Below are 17691 nucleotides of genomic sequence, written 5' to 3'. Positions count from 1 at the left end.
ATTACAGCCTGACCTGGATCACCCGCTCCTCGCGCTTCTTCCAGATGGAGACCACCAAGCTCACGCTGGAAATGTTCTCGCCGGACTACATCGACTACTTCTACAACCTCGACGACGGCAAGAAGGAGCGCATCGTGCGCGCGCAGGACAGCCTTTACAAGGGCGTCAACGCCAGCCTGATCAACCAGATCTACGACCTGCTCGACGACAGGCGAAAGCAGGGGCCTCTGCGCACCCACCTGATCACCAACTGCGAACTGCAGGGCTGCCGCTATGACGCCGCGGACGGCTGCTACGAGATCGAGTTCCGCCAGCTCGACAACGAGGCGCGCTACGCGCACCGCAGCGAGGGCCTGGTCTTCGCCACCGGCTACCGCGAGAACATCCCGGCCTTTGTCGACGGCATACGTCACCGCCTGCGCTGGGACGAGCAGGGCCGCTACCGGCTGGCGCGCAACTACGCCGCCGACTTCAACGGCAATGAGATTTTTGTGCAGAACGCCGGCCAGCACACCCACGGCATGACCAACCAGGACCTGGGCATGAGCTGCTACCGCAACTCCTACATCCTGCGCGAGCTCACCGGTGTCGAGCACTACAAGATAGAGCGGCGCGTCGCGATCCAGGATTTCACCATCCCGTCCACCGCGGACTTCGTCCTGCTCTGAGGCTGGAGGCGCACGGCATGAACCTCAGATTCCACATCATCACCATGACGGTGCTCGCCGTCATCAGCGACGCCATCCTGATTCCCTTCTACCCGCAGTTCTTCAGCGCGCGTTACGGCATCGACAGCCCCGTGCACGTGGGCGCCTACGTGGCGGCGATCTCCATCGCCGTGATGTGCACGCTGCCCTTCTGGGCGCGCGTGGCACGCCGCGTCGAGCCGCTGCATCTGCTGGTCTACACCCAGTTCGCCGCCGGCACCTTCAGCCTGCTGAGCGACTGGGCGCCCACCGTCGAGGCCTACTGGGTGCTGTCCATGCTGATGTTCATGTGCAAGAGCAGCTACCTGCTGATGTACCCCTACATGATGCGCCTGACCCCCAAGGAAGAGCACGCCGCCACCATCGGCATCCTCTCGGTGGTGGTGCACTTCGGCGCCATCTTCGGGGCGGTGGTGGGCGGCTTTGTGCTGCAGACCTGGGGGCCGCGCGCCAGCATTTTTGCCATGGCCGCCGGCGACTATTTCCAGATGGCCGTCTGCTTCTACCTGATACGCAGCGGAAAAATCATCCGCGTCAACACCGGCGAGCAGGCGCTGGCCGAAGCCACCGAAGCGAAGCGCGTCGGCCTGCTGGCTCGCCTGCCCATCCTGAAGCTGGCGCTGGTGATGCTGATATTCGACTTCAGCGCCTACCTGATCCGCCCCTTCTTCGCCCTCTACTGGCAGAAGATCACCGGCAACGACAGCGAGCTGCTGTCCGGCATGGCCTTCGCCATCCCCGGTGTGGTGGCCATCGTGGCGCTGCGCCTGCACGCCTGGATACGCGCGCGCGGCGGCCATCTGCCCGACCACACGCTGGGCAACCTGCTGCTGGGCGCCGTGGGCCTGTTGTTGCATGCCGCGCCCGATCCGCTGCTGGTGGTGCTGGGCCGCGTGCTCTACGGCTGGGCCTTCTTCCAGATCATCGTCAAGCTCGAAGTCAACCTGTTCCGCCTGTCCACACCCCAGCGCTACGCGCAGGACTACAGCATCACCAACTTCTTCCAGAACATGGGCGTGCTGCTGTCCTCCTTCGCGGCCGGCGCCATCGTCAATCGCTACGGGCTGCACCTGCCCTTTCTGCTGGCGGCCGGCGGTTTTGTGCTGACCGCGCTGCTGGACCGCCTGATCCTCAAGGTGCCCAGCGCCGGGCACCTGGATGAAACCGGCAATGCCGCCACTCTGAAGGAGCCCGCCCATGCCAATTGATACTGACACCCTCCACCGCCGCGCCGATGCCGAACTCAGGCCTTACCGCGACGAAGCCGGCTTTGTGTTCCGCCCATTGCGCATACCCGCCGACATCTCCACGCTGCACCGCTGGTTCACGCAGGAGCGCGCCGCCTTCTGGCTGATGCAGGACAAGAGCGAGGCCGAAGTCCGCGAGGCCTACCAGTGCATGCTGGATTCGGGCACTGCCACGCCTTACATAGGCTGGCACGAAGGCCGGCCCGCCTTCCTCGCCGAATGCTACGACCCCGCACAGGACCGCATCAAGGCCTTCTACGAGGTGCGGCCCGGCGACCTCGGCATGCACATTTTTATAGCGCCGCCCGAGCGGCGCATCGCCGGCTATTCGCGCAGCGTGTTCCATGCGCTGATGCGCTTCATGTTCGAACACCTGGGCGCGCAGCGCATCGTCGTCGAGCCCGACGCCAGCAATCACAAGGTCCATGCCTTGAACCGGTCGGCGGGCTTCGCCTACGACCGTGATGTGGTCTTCCCCGAGAAGATCGCCAGCCTCGCCTTTTGCACACGGCGGGATTTTGAACAGGCTACGGCCGCCACCTTAGAGGAAGTCCATTCATGAACGTCACCATCGCCCACCAGATCGCGCACGACCCGGCCCGCTTCGCCGCCCACCTGACACCCGAGGCCTGGGCCCAGGCCAACCGCCTGCTGCTGCGCAAGGCCATTGCCGAATACGCCCACGAGCTCATCGTCGAGCCCGAGCAGCTGCGCCCACGCGACGGCGGCTTCGCGCTGTACCAGCTGTTCTCGGACGACGGCGCCGCCTGCTACCAGTTCGAGGCACAGCGCCTGGCGCTGCGCCACTGGTTTATCAAACCGGAATCCATCCACAAATACGTTAAAGGCGCCGAGCAGCCGCTGGACGCGCTGCAGTTCATCATCGAATGCCGCCAGCGCTTGGGGCTTCGCGAGGAGCTGCTGCCCATCTACCTCGACGAGATCAGCAGCACGCTCTTCGGCAGCGCCTACAAGCGCATGAAAGCCGACGCGCCCAGCAGCGCCCAGCTGGCCGACGCCACCGACTTCCAGTCGATTGAAGTCGCCATGACCGAAGGCCATCCGGGGTTTGTTGCCAACAACGGGCGCCTGGGCTTCACCGCGGCCGACTACCAGGCCTACGCACCCGAGGCCGGCTCAGAGATCCGCGTGATCTGGCTGGCCGTGCACAAGGACCATGCGGCTTTTTCCAGCATCTCCACGCTCAGCTACGAACAGCTGCTGGCCGAAGAACTCGGGCAGGAGACTGTCGACGGCTTTACCCGCGAAGTGGCCGCGCTGGGCGTGGACCCGGCCGACTACAACTTCATGCCGGCCCATCCCTGGCAGTGGTTCAACAAGCTGTCGATCGCCTTCGCCGGCTATGTGGCCCAGCGCAAGATCATCTGCCTGGCCTACGGCCGCGACAACTACATCGCCCAGCAGTCGATACGCACCTTCTTCAACACCAGCGACCGCAGCAAGCGCTACGTCAAGACTTCGCTRTCCATCCTCAACATGGGCTTTATGCGCGGCCTGTCGCCTTATTACATGTCGGGCACGCCAGCCATCAACGAATTCATCAAGAAGCTGGTGTCCGGCGACGCCTTCCTGCGCGCCAACGGCTTCACCATCCTGCAGGAGGTCGCGTCCATAGGCTTTCGCAACCACTACTACGAGGCCGCGATACCGGCCGACACGCCTTACAAAAAGATGTTCTCGGCGCTCTGGCGCGAAAGCCCGCTGCCCCTGCTCAAGCCCGGCGAGCGCCTGATGACCATGGCCGCGCTGCTGCACGTCGACAAGGACGGCCACGCGCTGCTGCCCGAGTTGATCCGCCGCTCCGGCCTGGGCACCCAAGCCTGGCTGCAGAGTTACCTGAAGGCCTACCTGACGCCGCTGCTGCACTGTTTCTATAAACACGACCTGAGCTTCATGCCGCACGGCGAGAACCTGATCCTGGTGCTCGACAAGCACGTGCCCGTGCGCGCCATCATGAAGGACATCGCCGAAGAGTGCGCCATCCTCAACATCGAGGCCAAGGCGCTGCTGCCAGTGCGCGTGGACCGCCTGGCGGTCGACGTGCCCGACCACTTCAAGCTGCTCGGCATCTTCATCGACGTGTTTGACGGCGTGCTGCGCCACATCAACCAGGTCCTCGTCGAAAACACCTGCTGCACCGAGGACGACTTCTGGCGCGCCGTGGCCGACTGCGTCTCTGACTACCAGGATGCCCATCCCGAGATGGCCGCGAAGTTCGCGCACTACGACATGTTTGTGCCCGAGTTCCTGCATTCCTGCCTGAACCGCCTGCAGCTCGGAAACAACGTGCAGATGGTCAACCTGGCCGATCCGGCATCCAGCCTCAAGATGGCCGGCAACCTGGTGAACCCGATTGCCGGCATGCGCCGCCGCGCCGCCAGGCGGCCCGCGGCGGAAACTGCGGTGGAAAGCGTCGCATGAGCTTTGACATGCGGTCAGGGGATTCGGTGCACGACGGTGCGCCGATGCCGGCCTGGGCCTGCGCGCCCGACGCCGACCTTGCCCGCGTGTTGCGGCTGGCCGCCTCCATCGCCCCCGCGCTGCGCGGAGAGCAGGGCGATGCGCCGCTGCCCGGTGCGCTGCGCCACGGCGATGAGATCGCCGCCGGCACAGGCCCCCTGCGGGCGCTGTGCCGCCACTGGGAACAAGCCTATCCCGAAGCCGGCGCGCTTTATGTGGCGCTGCGCTGCTGGGGGCTGGCAATCTGGCAACCGGTCTACCTCTGCGTGATCGCCGCGCACCTGGACACCCACGTCCCGCGGCTCGCCGGCCTGGCGCAGCCCGTGGTGGACGGCTTTCCCAGCGGCTTCCAGTTGCCGTCGCATGCGCCCCTCAAGGCCGCGACCCTGGTTTCACGCCTGCGCCTGACGGCCGGCGAGCTGCGCGGCTTCTGCCAGTCGACGCGCGCGGCGCTGATGCCTATGGTGGCCCTGCATGCCCGCGCCGCCGACCGGCTGCAGGCCGAGTGTGTGCTGGGCGCGCTGCTGCTGGTGCACCGCGGCCGGCCGGGCCTGGCCGATGCCGAGGTCGCCGCGCTAGGGGAGGAGTGGCTGGCGCAACTGGGCATCCCCGGCGGCTGCGGCTTCTTTGCGTACCGGGCCCGCGACGGGACGCCTGCGCTAGCGTTAGACCGCAAGGTGTGCTGCCACTACTTTCGCCGCCATGACGGCGAGAAATGCAGCACCTGTCCCAAGCTCCCGCTCGACAAGCGCATCGCCCGATTGCTGGCCGATCCTTCGTAGTCCGGGCCATTGATTCCGCGATGCGGCCGTGCCTTTGCCAAGGCCGGTGTGCCTCGCCACGCCCTGGAGAGTTCCATGAACGACATCGCACGCCTGGTGCATCTCATGCCGGCGGACCCGCAACTGCCCGTCAGCGCTTATTTCGACGAAGCCCTGTTCGCGCGTGAACAGGCCTTGATCTTCAACCAGTCCGCCCGCTACCTCGGCCATGAAAAAGCCGTGCCGCAGGTCGGCGACTGGCACCGGCTCGCGCAGGAAGGGGGAGGGCGCGTGCTGGTGCGCAACCCCCAGGGCGTGGAACTGCTGTCCAATGTCTGCCGGCATCGGCAGGCGCTGATCCTGGGCGGCGAAACCGGCAACGTCAGCGGGCCGGCCAACCCCAAGGGCAACCTGGCGGCCGCCGGCGGGCACATCGTCTGCCCCTTGCACCGCTGGACTTACAACAGCAGCGGCGAGCTGCTGGGCGCGCCGCAGTTCGAACAAAAACCCTGCAAGAACCTGCAGCGCTTTCCCCTGCGCAACTGCCACGGCCTGCTGTTCGAAGGCCCGCGCGACCCGGCGCGCGACATGGCGCCCTTGTTCGAAAGGCCAGAGTTCGATTTTTCGGACTACGTGCTCGACCACGTGGAAGTGCACCCCTGCAACTACAACTGGAAGACCTTCATCGAGGTCTACCTCGAGGACTATCACGTCGCGCCTTTCCACCCCGGCCTGGGCAGCTTCGTGAGCTGCGACGACCTGAGCTGGGACTTTGCCGACTGGTACAGCATGCAGCGCGTCGGTGTGCACGAAGCGCTGAACGCGCCGGGCTCCGACATCTACAGCGCCTGGCACGACCGCCTGCTGCAATACCGCACCGGCACGCCGCCCGATTTCGGCGCGGTCTGGGTCACCTACTTCCCCACCCACATGATCGAGCTCTACCCGCACGTGCTGGTGCTGTCCACGCTCTACCCCAAAGGGCCGCAGGACACGGTCAACGTCGTGGAGTTCTATTACCCCGAAGAGATCGCCGCCTTCGAACGCGAGTTCATTGAAGCGCACCGCGCCGCCTATATGGAAACCGCCAGGGAAGACGACGAGATCGGTGAACGCATGGACGCGGGCCGGCGCGCGCTGCTGGCGCGCGGCACCTCCGACACCGGGCCCTACCAGTCGCCGCTCGAAGACGGCATGCAGCATTTCCACGAGTGGTACCGGCGCACCATGGGTGCTTCCAGCCCGCCTTGAAAGAAAGGCGGGCTTGAAGCCGGGGTGCCACCGGCCCCACAATGCGCCATGCGCAAACATTTCTCCGAAACCACAGGCCCGCAGCGGCTCACCCTGGGCCTGGTGGCGGGATTGATCGTGGCGGCCTTGCCGCTGCCCCTGGGCTGGCAGTTCTGCGGCCTGCTCGGCTGGTGCGCCGGCATCTCCGTTTACCTGGGGCTGGCCTGGTGGCTGTGTGTGCGCTTCGACGCCAAACGCACACGCGAACGCGCACAGGCCCAGGACGAGCCCAGCGTCGTGCTGTTTTTGCTGATGCTGCTGGCCACCATGGCCTGCGTTGCGGCCATCACGCTGATGATGCAGCAGGCCAAAAACCTCTCGGGCATGGAGCGCACGCTGCGCATCGCGCTTTCCGTCGCGGCACTGGCCGCTTCCTGGTTGTTCATGCAGACGATTTATGCGTTTCGCTACGCGCACCGCTATTACCACGAAGAAAAACGCAACGAACCCGACGGCCCCGGCCTGTGTTTCCCCGGCGGGCTGGACCCGGATTACTTCGACTTTCTGTACTACGCCCACGTGGTCGGCATGACCTCGCAGGTCTCCGACGTGCAGGTCACCTCGCGCGAAATGCGCCGGCTCACGCTGGTGCACAGCGTGCTGTCCTTCGGCTTCAACATGCTGATTTTGGCGCTCAGCATCAATGTGGTGGCGGGGGCGTTGCAGTAAATCCGGTTGGGCCGCTGCGAGATGCCCGGCGGCTCATGTGCGGTTGGCCTTTGCCGTGCTGTCCACTGACGGACGCACAATATCATTACCCCATCCAACAATAACGTATAAGAACGCAATAGAGTGTCTTCACACCTTGAATACCGCCCAGATATTGACGGCCTCCGTGCCATAGCCGTCCTCGCTGTTATTGGGTTCCACGCATTTCCTGAGTTCGTGCCGGGCGGATTCGTTGGCGTTGATGTGTTTTTTGTGATTTCCGGTTATTTGATTTCGGGAATCATCCTGAAATCACTTGATGAAAACACGTTCAGCATTTCAGGGTTCTACTCACGCCGTATAAGGCGAATATTCCCTGCTTTAATTATTGTTCTGTTGATTTGCTTGATTGGAGGCTGGTTCCTCCTCTTTGCCGATGAATACAAGCAACTTGGAATGCACACAGCTGCTGGATCGTCCTTCGTTTCAAATTTTGTCCTTTGGAGGGAAGCGGGCTACTTTGATGGAACTGCAAGTTCAAAACCTTTGCTGCATTTATGGTCTCTCGGAATCGAAGAGCAGTTCTATTTACTCTGGCCAGTACTACTCCTGGTGCTGTACCGGGTTCATCCGCGCTCAATACCGTTGGCCATTGCCGGAATCGCGTTGTCGTCTTTCCTTTTAGGTGTCATCACTGTCGACCTGGATCCTGTTAAAGCGTTTTATTCTCCCGCTTCCAGACTATGGGAGCTTCTCTTTGGGAGCGCTTTAGCCGCCAAATCCGACGGGATGGATCGCTTCTTTGGCGCAAGCTCGCGAAACTTCAGATCAGCCTTGGGGCTTGGTTGCATGGCCGTCGCGATTTTTGCTTTTAACAAAGATTTTTTATTTCCCGGCTGGTGGGCATTGTTGCCTGTTGTCGGCGCATTCCTGGTTGTCTCTGCCGGTTCTACGCATGGGCTGAATAGAACATTTTTATCCGCGTCTCCCCTTGTCAAGATTGGTCTTATCAGCTTCCCTCTATATTTATGGCACTGGCCGCTGATTTCCTTTGCACACATTATCGAATCCGGCCAGCCAAGCGCACTTGTTCGGAGTACGGCTGTTGCAGCAAGTTTCCTGCTGGCCTGGCTGACGTATCGGTATATTGAAATCCCAGTTCGTCATAGGCCCAATCCTAAGGTGACGATTTATCTCCTGACGTCGCTGGTAACGGTAGGAGTAATTGGATTTCAGGTTACGAGCCTTGGTGGAATTCCGTCTCGTAGCATTCAAGATGCACAACATTTCAATATAGAGAAAATTGGCAAAGAACGACTTGCTTCAATGCGAGCTGGCCGTTGTCATTTCTATCGACCCGAAGATACCTTTGCGGGGAATATGGCAATCATCGGTGATTGCCTTTCCTTGGACGCTCACCGGAAAAACATATTGGTTATCGGAGACTCACATGCCTTTGATCTAAGGACCAGCCTTAGTCAAGCGTACAAAGAGATCAATTTCCTGCAGGTCACCGGATCGGGCTGCACTCCAATTGAGGCGGTGCATAAGCCGGACCCAAATCGATGTGGCGAACTCATCCGCTACGTCAAATACGATTTCAAAGAGCTCGTGAAACTGGATGGGGTAATTCTGTCTGCGAGATGGTCAAACGACTTCAAAGCACTGACCAGCGATATCGAATATTTCCAGATGCGCGGGATTCCCGTCGTTGTTTTTGGACCAACATTTGAATTTAGCGACGACGTGCCAAAAATCCTCAGCCGCAATAGATCGCACAAACCAAATCTGATGCTTTCATCCTACTTGCTTAAAGATAAATTCAGATTGGATAGTCAAATGGAAAGGTTCTTCAGTGACGTCGGCGTACCCTACATTTCAAAAATAAATAACCTATGCACTGGAGGAGTATGTCCAGCCCTAAGTGAGGGCGAGGAATTGTTGACTTTTGATTACGGCCATTGGAGTGCGGACGGTTCAAAATATTACGGTGAGATATTTCGAGCCAATCACGTGCTGGAAAAATGGCTGTACCCCAAGGAGTAACTGGCGGGATCTTTCTTTCCGTTTCGCACGCGGATCATGAACCTGGCGAGATCGGTGGCAAGTCGTGAGTTGCGGACTTTGAGTCCTGCCGTTTCCGTCAAGACTATCGAATCTCTCCCGCATGGGGCAGAGGCTTCTTTTTCGCCTGATTTCTGCCGTCACTCGCTACGCGTGTGGATTTCCGCGCTTGTTTGATCCGTTTTTCCATCGAACGCTGAGCCATTGGTGAAGCCCCTTTGCACAAAGCAGGACATTCACATTTCGGGGTTGAGATAGGGTCAGGCTGCTGTGAAAAAAGCGGGTCACTTTGACGTGAAACTCAACAAGCAGAGTTTTTCCGCTTCAGGGGCCACGGGGTGCCTCTTCGTAATCGCTGTCGCTGCATTTCTAGGGCTCTGGTTCGTCTATCGCGTGTTCGCAAGTGTTTGCTGGATATGCAAGTAGCATGTGCCCGGCGTTCAGGCCTCAGGTTCCTGGCAAACCACCTCAATGTTGTGCCCGTCCGGACCAATGACAAAAGCCGCATAGTAGTTCGCGTGGTAGTGCGGGCGCAGGCCGGGCGGGCCATTGTCTTTGCCGCCCGCCTTCAGGGCCGCGCGATAGAAAGCTTCGACTTGCCGGCGATTTGCGGCCGCGAACGCCAGGTGAAGATGCGCCGGCTTCTCCCCGGTCTGGAACAGGCATAAAGAAGCCTTGGCCTTTGAGCCACTCAGTTCGACGCCGTACGATGGCGGCCCCTCCGAGGCAACCCCTACACCGAGCGGCTCAAGTGCCTTGAGGAAGAAGGCCTTGCTCGCTGCATAGTCGCTGACGCCGAATTTGACGTGGTCAAACATGGATTCTCCTGGAGCGTATTACAGCTGAAACAGCTGCTTCTTCAGCGCCATCTTTTCCTTCTTGCGCAGGCTCGCTTCAGACTTGCGGTGCGAGCCGGCCTTGCGCTGCGCCGCAGGCGCCACCAAAGGGTTGCGCGGCTTGGGCGCGGTCAGCTTGAGTTTGGTCTTGCGAGCCGACGTCATGCCTTCTGCTGCTGTTCAGCTTTGCGGCCCAGCTTGAGCAAGCCGGTCGACAGCGCGGTGCCAATCACAATCACCACGGCGCAGATCACCATCCAGGCCGTCACATGCTCGCCGAGGAAGAGCACGCCGTAGATCACGGCGAACACCGGCACCAGGAAGGTGACCGACAGCGCACGCGGCGGGCCGGCGTTTTCGATCAGGCGGAAAAACAAAATATAGGCCAGCCCGGTACAGACCACGCCGACAGCCAGCAGCGCCAGCCAGGCGTGCGCGCCCGGCATCTGCGCGGGCCACAGCCAGGCGGCGGGGAGGGCCAGGCCCAGGGTCGCGCCTATCTGGCTGCCGGCGGCGGTCACCAGCGGTGGCATGCCCGTCAGGTAGCGTTTGGTGTAGCTGGCTGAGATGCCGTAGCAGATGCAGGCAAACAGGCAGGCCAGCACGGCCCAGCCGGGCGCCACACCCGAGGCGTCGGGCTTGAAGGTGGCCTTGTCCCAGGCCAGCATGGCGACGCCGGCAAAACCGACGATGAGGCCCAGGATGCGCGAGGCATTGGGTTTGTCCTTGAGCCACAGCCAGGCGATCAGCGCGCCGAACATGGGCACGGTGGCGTTGAGAATCGCCGACAGGCCGGTGGTGATGGATAGCAGCGCGAAGGAAAAGCAGGCAAACGGAATGCCCGAATTGAGGATGCCGATGAGGAAAATTTTCTTCCAGCTTTTCTTCAGCTCGGGCAGCAGGCCGCGCAGCCACACGATGGGCAGCAAGAACAGCGCGGCGATGCCCACGCGCACGGCGGCGGTCGGCAGCGGGCCGAACTCCACCGTGCTGATGCGCATGAAAAGGAATGATGAGCCCCAGATGGCGGCGGGGCGCGGCGATACCGGAAGGACTGGAACTCACAGCATGCTCTCCTGTAGTGCGCCTTCGAGTTTAAGCAAGGCGGTCTTGCGGTGCAGCCCGCCGGCGTAGCCGGTGAGCGAACCGTCGGAGCCCAGCACGCGGTGGCAGGGCACGATGACGCTGACCGGGTTGCGCCCGACGGCCGCGCCGACGGCGCGCACCGCTGCGGGTTTCCCGATGTTCTGGCTGACCTGGCCGTAGCTCAGGGTGCCGCCTTGCGGGATGGCCAGCAAGGCCTGCCACACCGACTGCTGGAAGGCTGTGCCATGGCCCAGGTCCAGGGGCAGGTCGAACTCTGTGCGCGTGCCGGCATAGTATTCGGTCAGTTGCTGGATGGTCTGCTTGAGCACCGGGTGCTCCGGGTCTTCGCGCCACACATAGGGTTTCACGAGCTGCGGCGGCAGGTGGCGCTGGCCTGCGAACCAGGTGCCGGCCAGGCCCTTGTCGGTCGCGGCAATGATCATTTCGCCCAAAGGGCTGTGGAAGGTCGTCTGGACGATGGAGTTGTCGAATTTCATCTGGGTCACCTTTTGAATGGTTTCGAGTGTCTGCCTTGCCAGGTCCGTTTAAGTCCTGGAAAGGCCGCTTTGGCTGGCTTGTTGTTTCGCGGGCAAAGGCCGGCTCGATCATTCACCGGCGATGTTCGCGCCTGGGCGCTGTACCGTCCAATGAAATCGAGGCGCCGCATTCATTCCGCCCGCGCATGAATGACTGTCGCACCGTCAGCCGGGGCGCTCCAGCGTTCCGCTCCAGGCGCGTATCACCGCGTAACTGCGCCAGGGTTTCCAGGCCGCCGAGGCGAGTTCGGCTTCCCGCGCCGGGTTCTTCAGGCCCTGCACGCCCAGGGCCTTGTGCAGCGCCACGTCGCCCGCCGGAAAGGCGTCTGGCCAGCGCAGCGCGCGCATGGCGATGTATTGCGCGGTCCAGTCGCCTATGCCGGGCAGCTCCTTGAGCGTGGCCAGCGTGGCGCTGACGTCGGCGCCGCTGTGCAGCTGCAGGCGCTTGTCGGCCACGGCCTGCGCGATGCCGACAATCGCGGCCTGGCGCTGTTTGACGATGCCCAGCTGCCCCAGCGCGTCGCCGCTGGCCGCCGCCAACACGCCCGGTGCGGGGAAGAGGCGGGTCAGCTTGGGCCACGGCGTTTCGATCGGTTCGCCGAAGCGGTCCACCATGCGCTGCGCCAGGGTGCGCGCGGCGGCCACGGTGATCTGCTGGCCCAGCACGGCACGCACCGCGAGCTCGTAGCCATCGAGCGCGCCCGGCACGCGCAGGCCGTCGCCTTCGGGGAAGGCGTCGTGCAGCACGCTGTTGATGGCCGTCGGGTCGGCGTCGAGATCGAAAGTGGTGCGCGCGCGGCGTATCACCAGCGGCAGCACCTCGCGCAGCGAGTCGCTCACGCGCAGCACCAGGCGGGAACGCTCTTCCTCAAAACTGGCCAGCAGCCAGCCGGTGTACAGCTTGCCGCCGGATTCGATGCCCAGGGTCCGGCCCAGGCAAGGCAAGTCCGCCTCGGTGTCGATGAACTCGATGGTGCTGATGCAGCGCTTGCTGAAGAAGGCCAGTATGGCCTGCACGTCGTAGGGCGGGCGGTAGCCCAGCCGTATGGTCGCGCCTTCGCCGACGTCGCCGCTGCGCGCCGGCCCCTGGCGCCGCAGCTGCGTGGGGTTGAGCTTGTAGTGCTCGACAAAAGCGGCGTTGAAGCGCCGAACGCTGGCGAAGCCGCTGATCAGCGCAATCTGCGTGATCGGCAGGTTGGTGTCGGCCAGCAGCTGCTTGGCGGTGTGCAGCCTGTGCGTCTGCAAATACTGSATGGGCGAGACGCCGAACTGCGCCTCGAAGATGCGCCGCACGTGGCGGTCGCTGACGCCCAGCCGGGCGGCGAGCTTCTCGACCGAGGGCGCTTCCCCGGCCCAGACTTCGGGCTCGTCGAGCAGGCGGGCCGCCTGGTGGGCCAGGATGTAGGAAGCGTCCTGGATGGACCACACCACCGAGTGCGGCGCCAGCTCGGGCCGGCAGCGCAGGCAGGGGCGGAAGCCGGCGTTCTCGGCCTGCGCCGCATGGTGGAAGAAACGGCAGTTCTCGCGCTTGGGCGTTTTCACGCTGCAGACCGGCCGGCAATAAATGCCGGTGGAGGTCACGCCGGTGAAAAAGCTGCCGTCGAAACGCGCGTCCCGCGCCTTCAGGGCGAGGTAGCAGTCGTTGTCGGCAAGAGGGGTGTTTTCGCGGTCCATGGAAGAAATGATACGCCGCTGGCTGGTTTCGACTGGCCGTTTTCGGACATGTCCCTCACCCCTCCGTGGACCCCTTTTTCGGCCGGTTTCCGGCTTTCGGGGAGGTCCGCAATAGTCTGAACGGACTGGCCGGAAACGGCTGCCGCCTACAGGAAGCGGCAGGGCCGCCCCCCTACAATGAAACTCGCTTCTCCGGGCCATCCCATCATTCGAAGCCCATACCCCTACTTGCAGGAACCAGGAACCGCACCCGATGCAAATCAACCCGTCCATCTTCAAGGCCTATGACATACGCGGCGTCGTGCCGTCCACCATCCATGAAGCAATGGCCGAGGCCCTGGGCAAGGCCTTTGGCATGGCGGCGCTGGCGGAAGGCGAAAAAGCCGTGGCCGTGGGCCGCGACGGCCGGCTTAGCGGGCCGTCGCTAAGCGCGGCGCTGATGCGCGGCCTGGCCGCCACGGGCATCGACGTGATCGACGTGGGCATGGTGACCACGCCCATGCTGTACTTTGCCGCCAGCACGCTGGCCGGATCCGGCATACAGGTCACGGGCAGCCACAACCCCAAGGACTACAACGGCTTCAAGATGGTGCTGGCCGGGCGCGCGATCTACGGCGAGGAGATCCAGGCACTGCGCCGTGTCATCGCAGGCGACAAGTGGGTGCTGCCTTCGCAGGGCGGCAGCATCCGCCAGGTCGACGTGGGCACGGCCTACCGCGACCGCATCGTTTCGGGCATCAAGCTGGAACGCCCGCTGAAAATCGTCGTCGATTCCGGCAACGGCATTGCCGGCGCGTCGGCGCCCGCCATCTTTCGCGCTTTGGGCTGTGAAGTCACCGAACTCTTCAGCGAAGTGGACGGCAACTTTCCCAATCACCATCCCGACCCGAGCAAGCCCGAAAACCTGCAGGACCTGATCAAGGCCTTGCAAAGCGGCGATGCCGAACTGGGCCTGGCCTTTGACGGTGACGGCGACCGGCTGGGCATTGTCACCAAAGACGGCCAGAACATCTACCCCGACCGGCAGATGATGCTGTTCGCGCGCGACGTGCTGTCGCGCGTGCCGGGCGGGACGATTCTGTTCGACGTGAAATGCTCGCAGCGTCTGGCGCCCGAGATCGAGGCCGCCGGCGGGGTGCCCATGATGTACAAGACCGGCCATTCGCTGATCAAGGCCAGGATGAAGGAAGTCGATTCGCCGCTGGGCGGCGAGATGAGCGGCCATATCTTCTTCAAGGAGCGCTGGTACGGTTTTGACGACGGCACCTATGCCGGCGCCCGCCTGCTGGAAATTCTGAGCCGCGTGCCGGATGCCGGCATCGTGCTCAATGCTTTGCCGACCAGCTTCAGCACGCCTGAACTCAATGTGGCCTGCAAGGAAGGCGAGCCGCATACGGTCGTGGAGGCCTTGATCAAGTCCGCGAAATTTCCGGCGCCCGCGAAGATATCTACGATTGACGGCGTGCGCGTCGACTGGCCCGACGGCTTTGGCCTGATCCGCGCGTCCAACACCACGCCGGTGCTGGTGCTGCGCTTTGAGGGGCATACCCAGGCGGCGCTGGAACGGATCGAAGCCGACATGCTGAMTTTATTACGCAGCGTTAAGCCCGACGCGAGCTTCGCGGCAGCTGCGCACTGAAACACCCCCGTCTGGCCGCAGCCTTAGCGTTCGGGCTGAGGTATCGAAGCCTTTTTGATGGTCTTTATCTGCGTAAATCTGCGAAATCTGTGGATATAAATTCATCCGCAGGTTTCGCAGATTTACGCAGATTGAAAACCGGACAAAGGCGACGGGCGGAGAAGCAAGCGGCTCGCGAACCCTTCTCCGCTCGGGTTCAATCCTGTTCCGTTCGGCTGAGGTATCGAACCCATCCCTGTAGCGCATCGGCCCTTCGATACCTCAGGACGAAAGGGTAAGGTGAGGCCTGCACCTAAAATCAGCGTTTTCCGCTTTCACGGCCTTCATGAAAATTCTCCTGGTCAAGCTCTCGTCCCTGGGCGATGTGGTGCATACCCTACCCGTGGTGCAGGACATACGCACCGCATTCCCCGAAGCGCAGATTGACTGGGTGGTGGAGAAGTCCTTTGCCTCCCTGCTGGCGCGCAGCCAAGGGTTGCACCGCATCATTCCCTGCGAGATCCGGCGCTGGCGCAAATCTTTCTGGACGGCCGCCACGCGGCAGGAATGGCGCGCTTTCAGGGCCGAGCTGCAGCAGGAGGCTTATGACGCCGTCATCGACCTGCAGGGCCTGACCAAGTCCGCGCTGGTGGCGCGGCTGGCCCGGCTGGCCCCCGGCGGAAAACGTTATGCGCTGGCCAACCAGACCGACGGCTCGGGCTACGAAGCCCCCACGCGCTGGGTGGCCGATGTGGCGATCGCCGTTGAGCCGCACATCCATGCGGTGCGGCGTTCGCGCGAACTGGCGGCGCGCGCCCTGGGCTACAGCCCCGCGGCCACCACCCGCTTTGGCCTGAAGGTGCCCGCGGCGCCGGCAACGAGCAGCGGCAGCTCCCCCAAGGGCCGCATCGCTTTTGTCCACGGCACCTCGCGCGCCGACAAGGAATGGCCGCTCAGCCACTGGGTGGCGCTGGGGCAGCGCCTGCACACCGCCGGCTACCAGCTGGTGCTGCCGCACGGCAATGCCGCGGAACTGGCCACCAGCCGGGCGATTGCCGAAGCGCTCAACGGCGTGGCGGCGAATTCTGCCGTGGTCTTGCCCCCGCTGGCGCTGGATGCGCTGACCGAAGAGCTCGCGCAATGCGCCGGCGTGATCGGCGTGGACAGCGGCGTGAGCCACATCGCCGTCGCGCTGGACCTGCCGCATGTGCAGATCTACAACTTCGACACGGCCTGGCGCACCGGGCCCGATCAGCAGGACCACGGCGGCCGGCAGCGCAGCGTGTTTGCCCAACCCGCACCCGGCGTCGAGGACGTCTGGCAGGCCTGGCTGGCCTGCAGCGCGGCCGGGGCCGCCGCATGAGCGCCCTGGCCCTGAAGCTTTATTCGCTGCTGATGTGGTGCGGGCAGCCGCTGCTGCGCCGCAAGCTGGCACGCCGTGGCAAGCAGGAGCCCGGCTACCTGGAGGGGATCGAAGAGCGCTTTGGCCGCTATGCCCAGCCGGCTGAAACGACCTCTGAACTCATCTGGGTGCATGCCGTGTCGCTGGGCGAAACCCGTACCGCCGCCATGCTGCTCAAAGCGCTGCGCGCGCGCCACCCAGGCCTGCGCATATTGCTCACGCACGGCACCGCTACCGGACGCGCCGAGGGCGTCGCCCTGCTGCAGCCGGGCGACGTGCAGGTGTGGCAGCCCTGGGACAGCCCGGGCGCGGTGGCCCGCTTCCTTGAGCACTTCAAGCCGCGGCTGGGGCTGTTGATGGAAACCGAGGTCTGGCCCAATCTCGTGGCGGCCGCGAAAGCGCGTGCGATTCCCCTGGTGCTGGCCAACGGCAGGCTGTCCGAAAAATCCCTGCAAAAAGCGCTGAGGATGTCGCTGCTGTCGCTGCCGGCCTATGCCGCTCTCTCGGCGGTGTATGCGCAGACGGACGAGGACGCGCGCCGCTTTCGCCGGGCCGGCGCGGCGGTGGCCGGCGTGTTCGGCAACCTGAAGTTCGATGCCGCCGCTGACGATGCCCAACAGGAAAAGGGCAAGACCTGGCGCCGCGCGCTGGCGCAGCCGGTGCTGATGTTTGCCAGCTCGCGCGAAGGCGAAGAGGCGCTTTTCTTGAAGGAAATAAGTGCCGTGGCCCAGTCGGAACGCGTACAGGTCCAGGTGGAGGCGCCGCACGCGGAGGTTGAAGGAACAGGAAGCCGTTTCAAGGTGCTGCTGGTGCCGCGCCACCCGCAGCGCTTCAATGAGGTCGAGGCACTGGTGTTGCAGCACGGCCTGCGCGTCTCGCGCCGCTCCGGCTGGGACGATGCCGCCGGCGGCCCGGCGGCCGATGCTGCGCAGCAAGCCGATGTCTGGCTCGGTGACTCGCTCGGCGAGATGGCGCTGTATTTCTCGATGAGCGACGTCGCCTTGCTGGGCGGCAGCTTCGCTCCGCTGGGCGGCCAGAACCTGATCGAGGCGGCCGCCTGCGGCTGCCCGGTGGTCATGGGCCCCCACACCTTCAATTTCACCGAAGCCGCCGAGCTCGCCGTGGAAGCCGGCGCGGCCAGGCGCGTGGTCGACATGGAGCAGGGCGTGCGCGCAGCGCGCAAGTGGATGGACAGGCCCGACGCGCGCGCCGCGGCCGTGGCGGCCGGCCTGGCCTTCGCCGACCGCAACCGCGGCGCCACGGCGAAGACGGTGGATGCGCTGGAGTTTTTCCTGCCCCGATAAGCAGGGGCCGCGGAACCGGCTTTGCCGGGCCGCAGGC

General features: G+C 63.5%; 16 protein-coding genes. 11 read left to right on the top strand and 5 right to left on the bottom strand.

The genetic code is table 11. The features are described 5' to 3' along the window. The 8 genes from AC1D0P_RS14555 to AC1D0P_RS14520 all read left to right on the top strand — a co-directional run. On the top strand, positions 1-668 hold a 668-nt coding region (locus tag AC1D0P_RS14555; protein ID WP_477677387.1), incomplete at its 5' end, for a SidA/IucD/PvdA family monooxygenase. A 17-nt stretch (positions 669-685) separates the two neighbouring features. Further along, positions 686-1915, top strand: a complete 1230-nt coding sequence (locus AC1D0P_RS14550) for an MFS transporter (protein WP_477677386.1) — start codon at positions 686-688, stop codon at positions 1913-1915. Beyond that, complete coding sequence (locus AC1D0P_RS14545; protein WP_477677385.1) at positions 1905-2516, top strand: GNAT family N-acetyltransferase; 612 nt, start codon at positions 1905-1907, stop codon at positions 2514-2516. Before AC1D0P_RS14550 ends, AC1D0P_RS14545 begins: the two co-directional genes overlap by 11 nt. Then, on the top strand, positions 2513-4396 hold the full coding sequence (locus AC1D0P_RS14540; protein ID WP_477677384.1) for an IucA/IucC family protein: 1884 nt from the start codon (positions 2513-2515) through the stop codon (positions 4394-4396). The genes AC1D0P_RS14545 and AC1D0P_RS14540 overlap by 4 nt, the downstream gene beginning before the upstream one ends. Then, positions 4393-5217: a siderophore ferric iron reductase gene (locus AC1D0P_RS14535; protein WP_477677383.1), complete on the top strand. Its 825-nt coding sequence runs from the start codon at positions 4393-4395 to the stop codon at positions 5215-5217. The genes AC1D0P_RS14540 and AC1D0P_RS14535 overlap by 4 nt, the downstream gene beginning before the upstream one ends. Positions 5218-5292: 75 nt before the next feature. Continuing rightward, complete coding sequence (locus AC1D0P_RS14530) at positions 5293-6447, top strand: aromatic ring-hydroxylating oxygenase subunit alpha (protein WP_477677382.1); 1155 nt, start codon at positions 5293-5295, stop codon at positions 6445-6447. 48 nt (positions 6448-6495) lie between these two features. Then, entirely contained in the window at positions 6496-7155 is a 660-nt protein-coding gene (locus AC1D0P_RS14525) for a DUF1345 domain-containing protein (RefSeq protein ID WP_477677381.1), read from the top strand. Between the two features lie 123 nt (positions 7156-7278). Next, positions 7279-9180, top strand: coding sequence for an acyltransferase family protein (locus tag AC1D0P_RS14520; protein WP_477677380.1), 1902 nt, complete (start codon positions 7279-7281; stop codon positions 9178-9180). A 458-nt stretch (positions 9181-9638) separates the two neighbouring features. On the opposite strand, the gene AC1D0P_RS14515 is transcribed toward AC1D0P_RS14520, so the two are convergent. The 5 genes from AC1D0P_RS14515 to AC1D0P_RS14495 form a co-directional block, all read right to left on the bottom strand. Further along, positions 9639-10016 (bottom strand): VOC family protein, encoded by a 378-nt coding sequence (locus AC1D0P_RS14515; RefSeq protein ID WP_477677379.1) that lies wholly within the window; start codon positions 10014-10016, stop codon positions 9639-9641. 18 nt (positions 10017-10034) lie between these two features. Continuing rightward, entirely contained in the window at positions 10035-10199 is a 165-nt protein-coding gene (locus AC1D0P_RS14510; protein WP_477677378.1) for a hypothetical protein, read from the bottom strand. Further along, positions 10196-11059: a DMT family transporter gene (locus AC1D0P_RS14505; RefSeq protein ID WP_477677388.1), complete on the bottom strand. Its 864-nt coding sequence runs from the start codon at positions 11057-11059 to the stop codon at positions 10196-10198. Before AC1D0P_RS14505 ends, AC1D0P_RS14510 begins: the two co-directional genes overlap by 4 nt. A gap of 36 nt (positions 11060-11095) precedes the next feature. After that, positions 11096-11617 carry a methylated-DNA--[protein]-cysteine S-methyltransferase gene (locus tag AC1D0P_RS14500; RefSeq protein ID WP_477677377.1) on the bottom strand — a complete coding sequence of 174 codons (522 nt, stop codon included), beginning with the start codon at positions 11615-11617 and terminating at the stop codon, positions 11096-11098. A 204-nt stretch (positions 11618-11821) separates the two neighbouring features. Further along, positions 11822-13330 carry a DNA-3-methyladenine glycosylase 2 family protein gene (locus AC1D0P_RS14495; protein ID WP_477677376.1) on the bottom strand — a complete coding sequence of 503 codons (1509 nt, stop codon included), beginning with the start codon at positions 13328-13330 and terminating at the stop codon, positions 11822-11824. Between the two features lie 253 nt (positions 13331-13583). Between AC1D0P_RS14495 and AC1D0P_RS14490 the strand changes: the two genes are divergently transcribed. From AC1D0P_RS14490 to AC1D0P_RS14480, 3 genes are all read left to right on the top strand, one after another. Beyond that, entirely contained in the window at positions 13584-14969 is a 1386-nt protein-coding gene (locus AC1D0P_RS14490; protein ID WP_477677375.1) for a phosphomannomutase/phosphoglucomutase, read from the top strand. 325 nt (positions 14970-15294) lie between these two features. After that, positions 15295-16311, top strand: a complete 1017-nt coding sequence (waaC, locus tag AC1D0P_RS14485; RefSeq protein ID WP_477677374.1) for a lipopolysaccharide heptosyltransferase I — start codon at positions 15295-15297, stop codon at positions 16309-16311. Further along, positions 16308-17654, top strand: a complete 1347-nt coding sequence (locus tag AC1D0P_RS14480) for a 3-deoxy-D-manno-octulosonic acid transferase (protein ID WP_477677373.1) — start codon at positions 16308-16310, stop codon at positions 17652-17654. The genes waaC and AC1D0P_RS14480 overlap by 4 nt, the downstream gene beginning before the upstream one ends. The last annotated feature ends 37 nt before the right edge of the window (positions 17655-17691 follow it).

It is taken from the genome of Polaromonas sp. P1_G2 (genome assembly GCF_056405515.1).
The sequence above is the reverse complement of the archived record's forward strand: the minus strand, read 5'-3'. Positions and strand labels throughout refer to the sequence as shown.

Excerpts from the sequence above, each read along its gene's own strand:
- AC1D0P_RS14550 (WP_477677386.1), top strand. The coding sequence starts at position 686 with ATGAACCTCAGATTCCACATCATCACCATGACGGTGCTCGCCGTCATC.
- AC1D0P_RS14545 (WP_477677385.1), top strand. The coding sequence starts at position 1,905 with ATGCCAATTGATACTGACACCCTCCACCGCCGCGCCGATGCCGAACTC.
- AC1D0P_RS14535 (WP_477677383.1), top strand. The coding sequence starts at position 4,393 with ATGAGCTTTGACATGCGGTCAGGGGATTCGGTGCACGACGGTGCGCCG.
- AC1D0P_RS14530 (WP_477677382.1), top strand. The coding sequence starts at position 5,293 with ATGAACGACATCGCACGCCTGGTGCATCTCATGCCGGCGGACCCGCAA.
- AC1D0P_RS14525 (WP_477677381.1), top strand. The coding sequence starts at position 6,496 with ATGCGCAAACATTTCTCCGAAACCACAGGCCCGCAGCGGCTCACCCTG.
- AC1D0P_RS14515 (WP_477677379.1), bottom strand. The coding sequence starts at position 10,016 with ATGTTTGACCACGTCAAATTCGGCGTCAGCGACTATGCAGCGAGCAAG.
- AC1D0P_RS14510 (WP_477677378.1), bottom strand. The coding sequence starts at position 10,199 with ATGACGTCGGCTCGCAAGACCAAACTCAAGCTGACCGCGCCCAAGCCG.
- AC1D0P_RS14500 (WP_477677377.1), bottom strand. The coding sequence starts at position 11,617 with ATGAAATTCGACAACTCCATCGTCCAGACGACCTTCCACAGCCCTTTG.
- waaC (WP_477677374.1), top strand. The coding sequence starts at position 15,295 with ATGAAAATTCTCCTGGTCAAGCTCTCGTCCCTGGGCGATGTGGTGCAT.
- AC1D0P_RS14480 (WP_477677373.1), top strand. The coding sequence starts at position 16,308 with ATGAGCGCCCTGGCCCTGAAGCTTTATTCGCTGCTGATGTGGTGCGGG.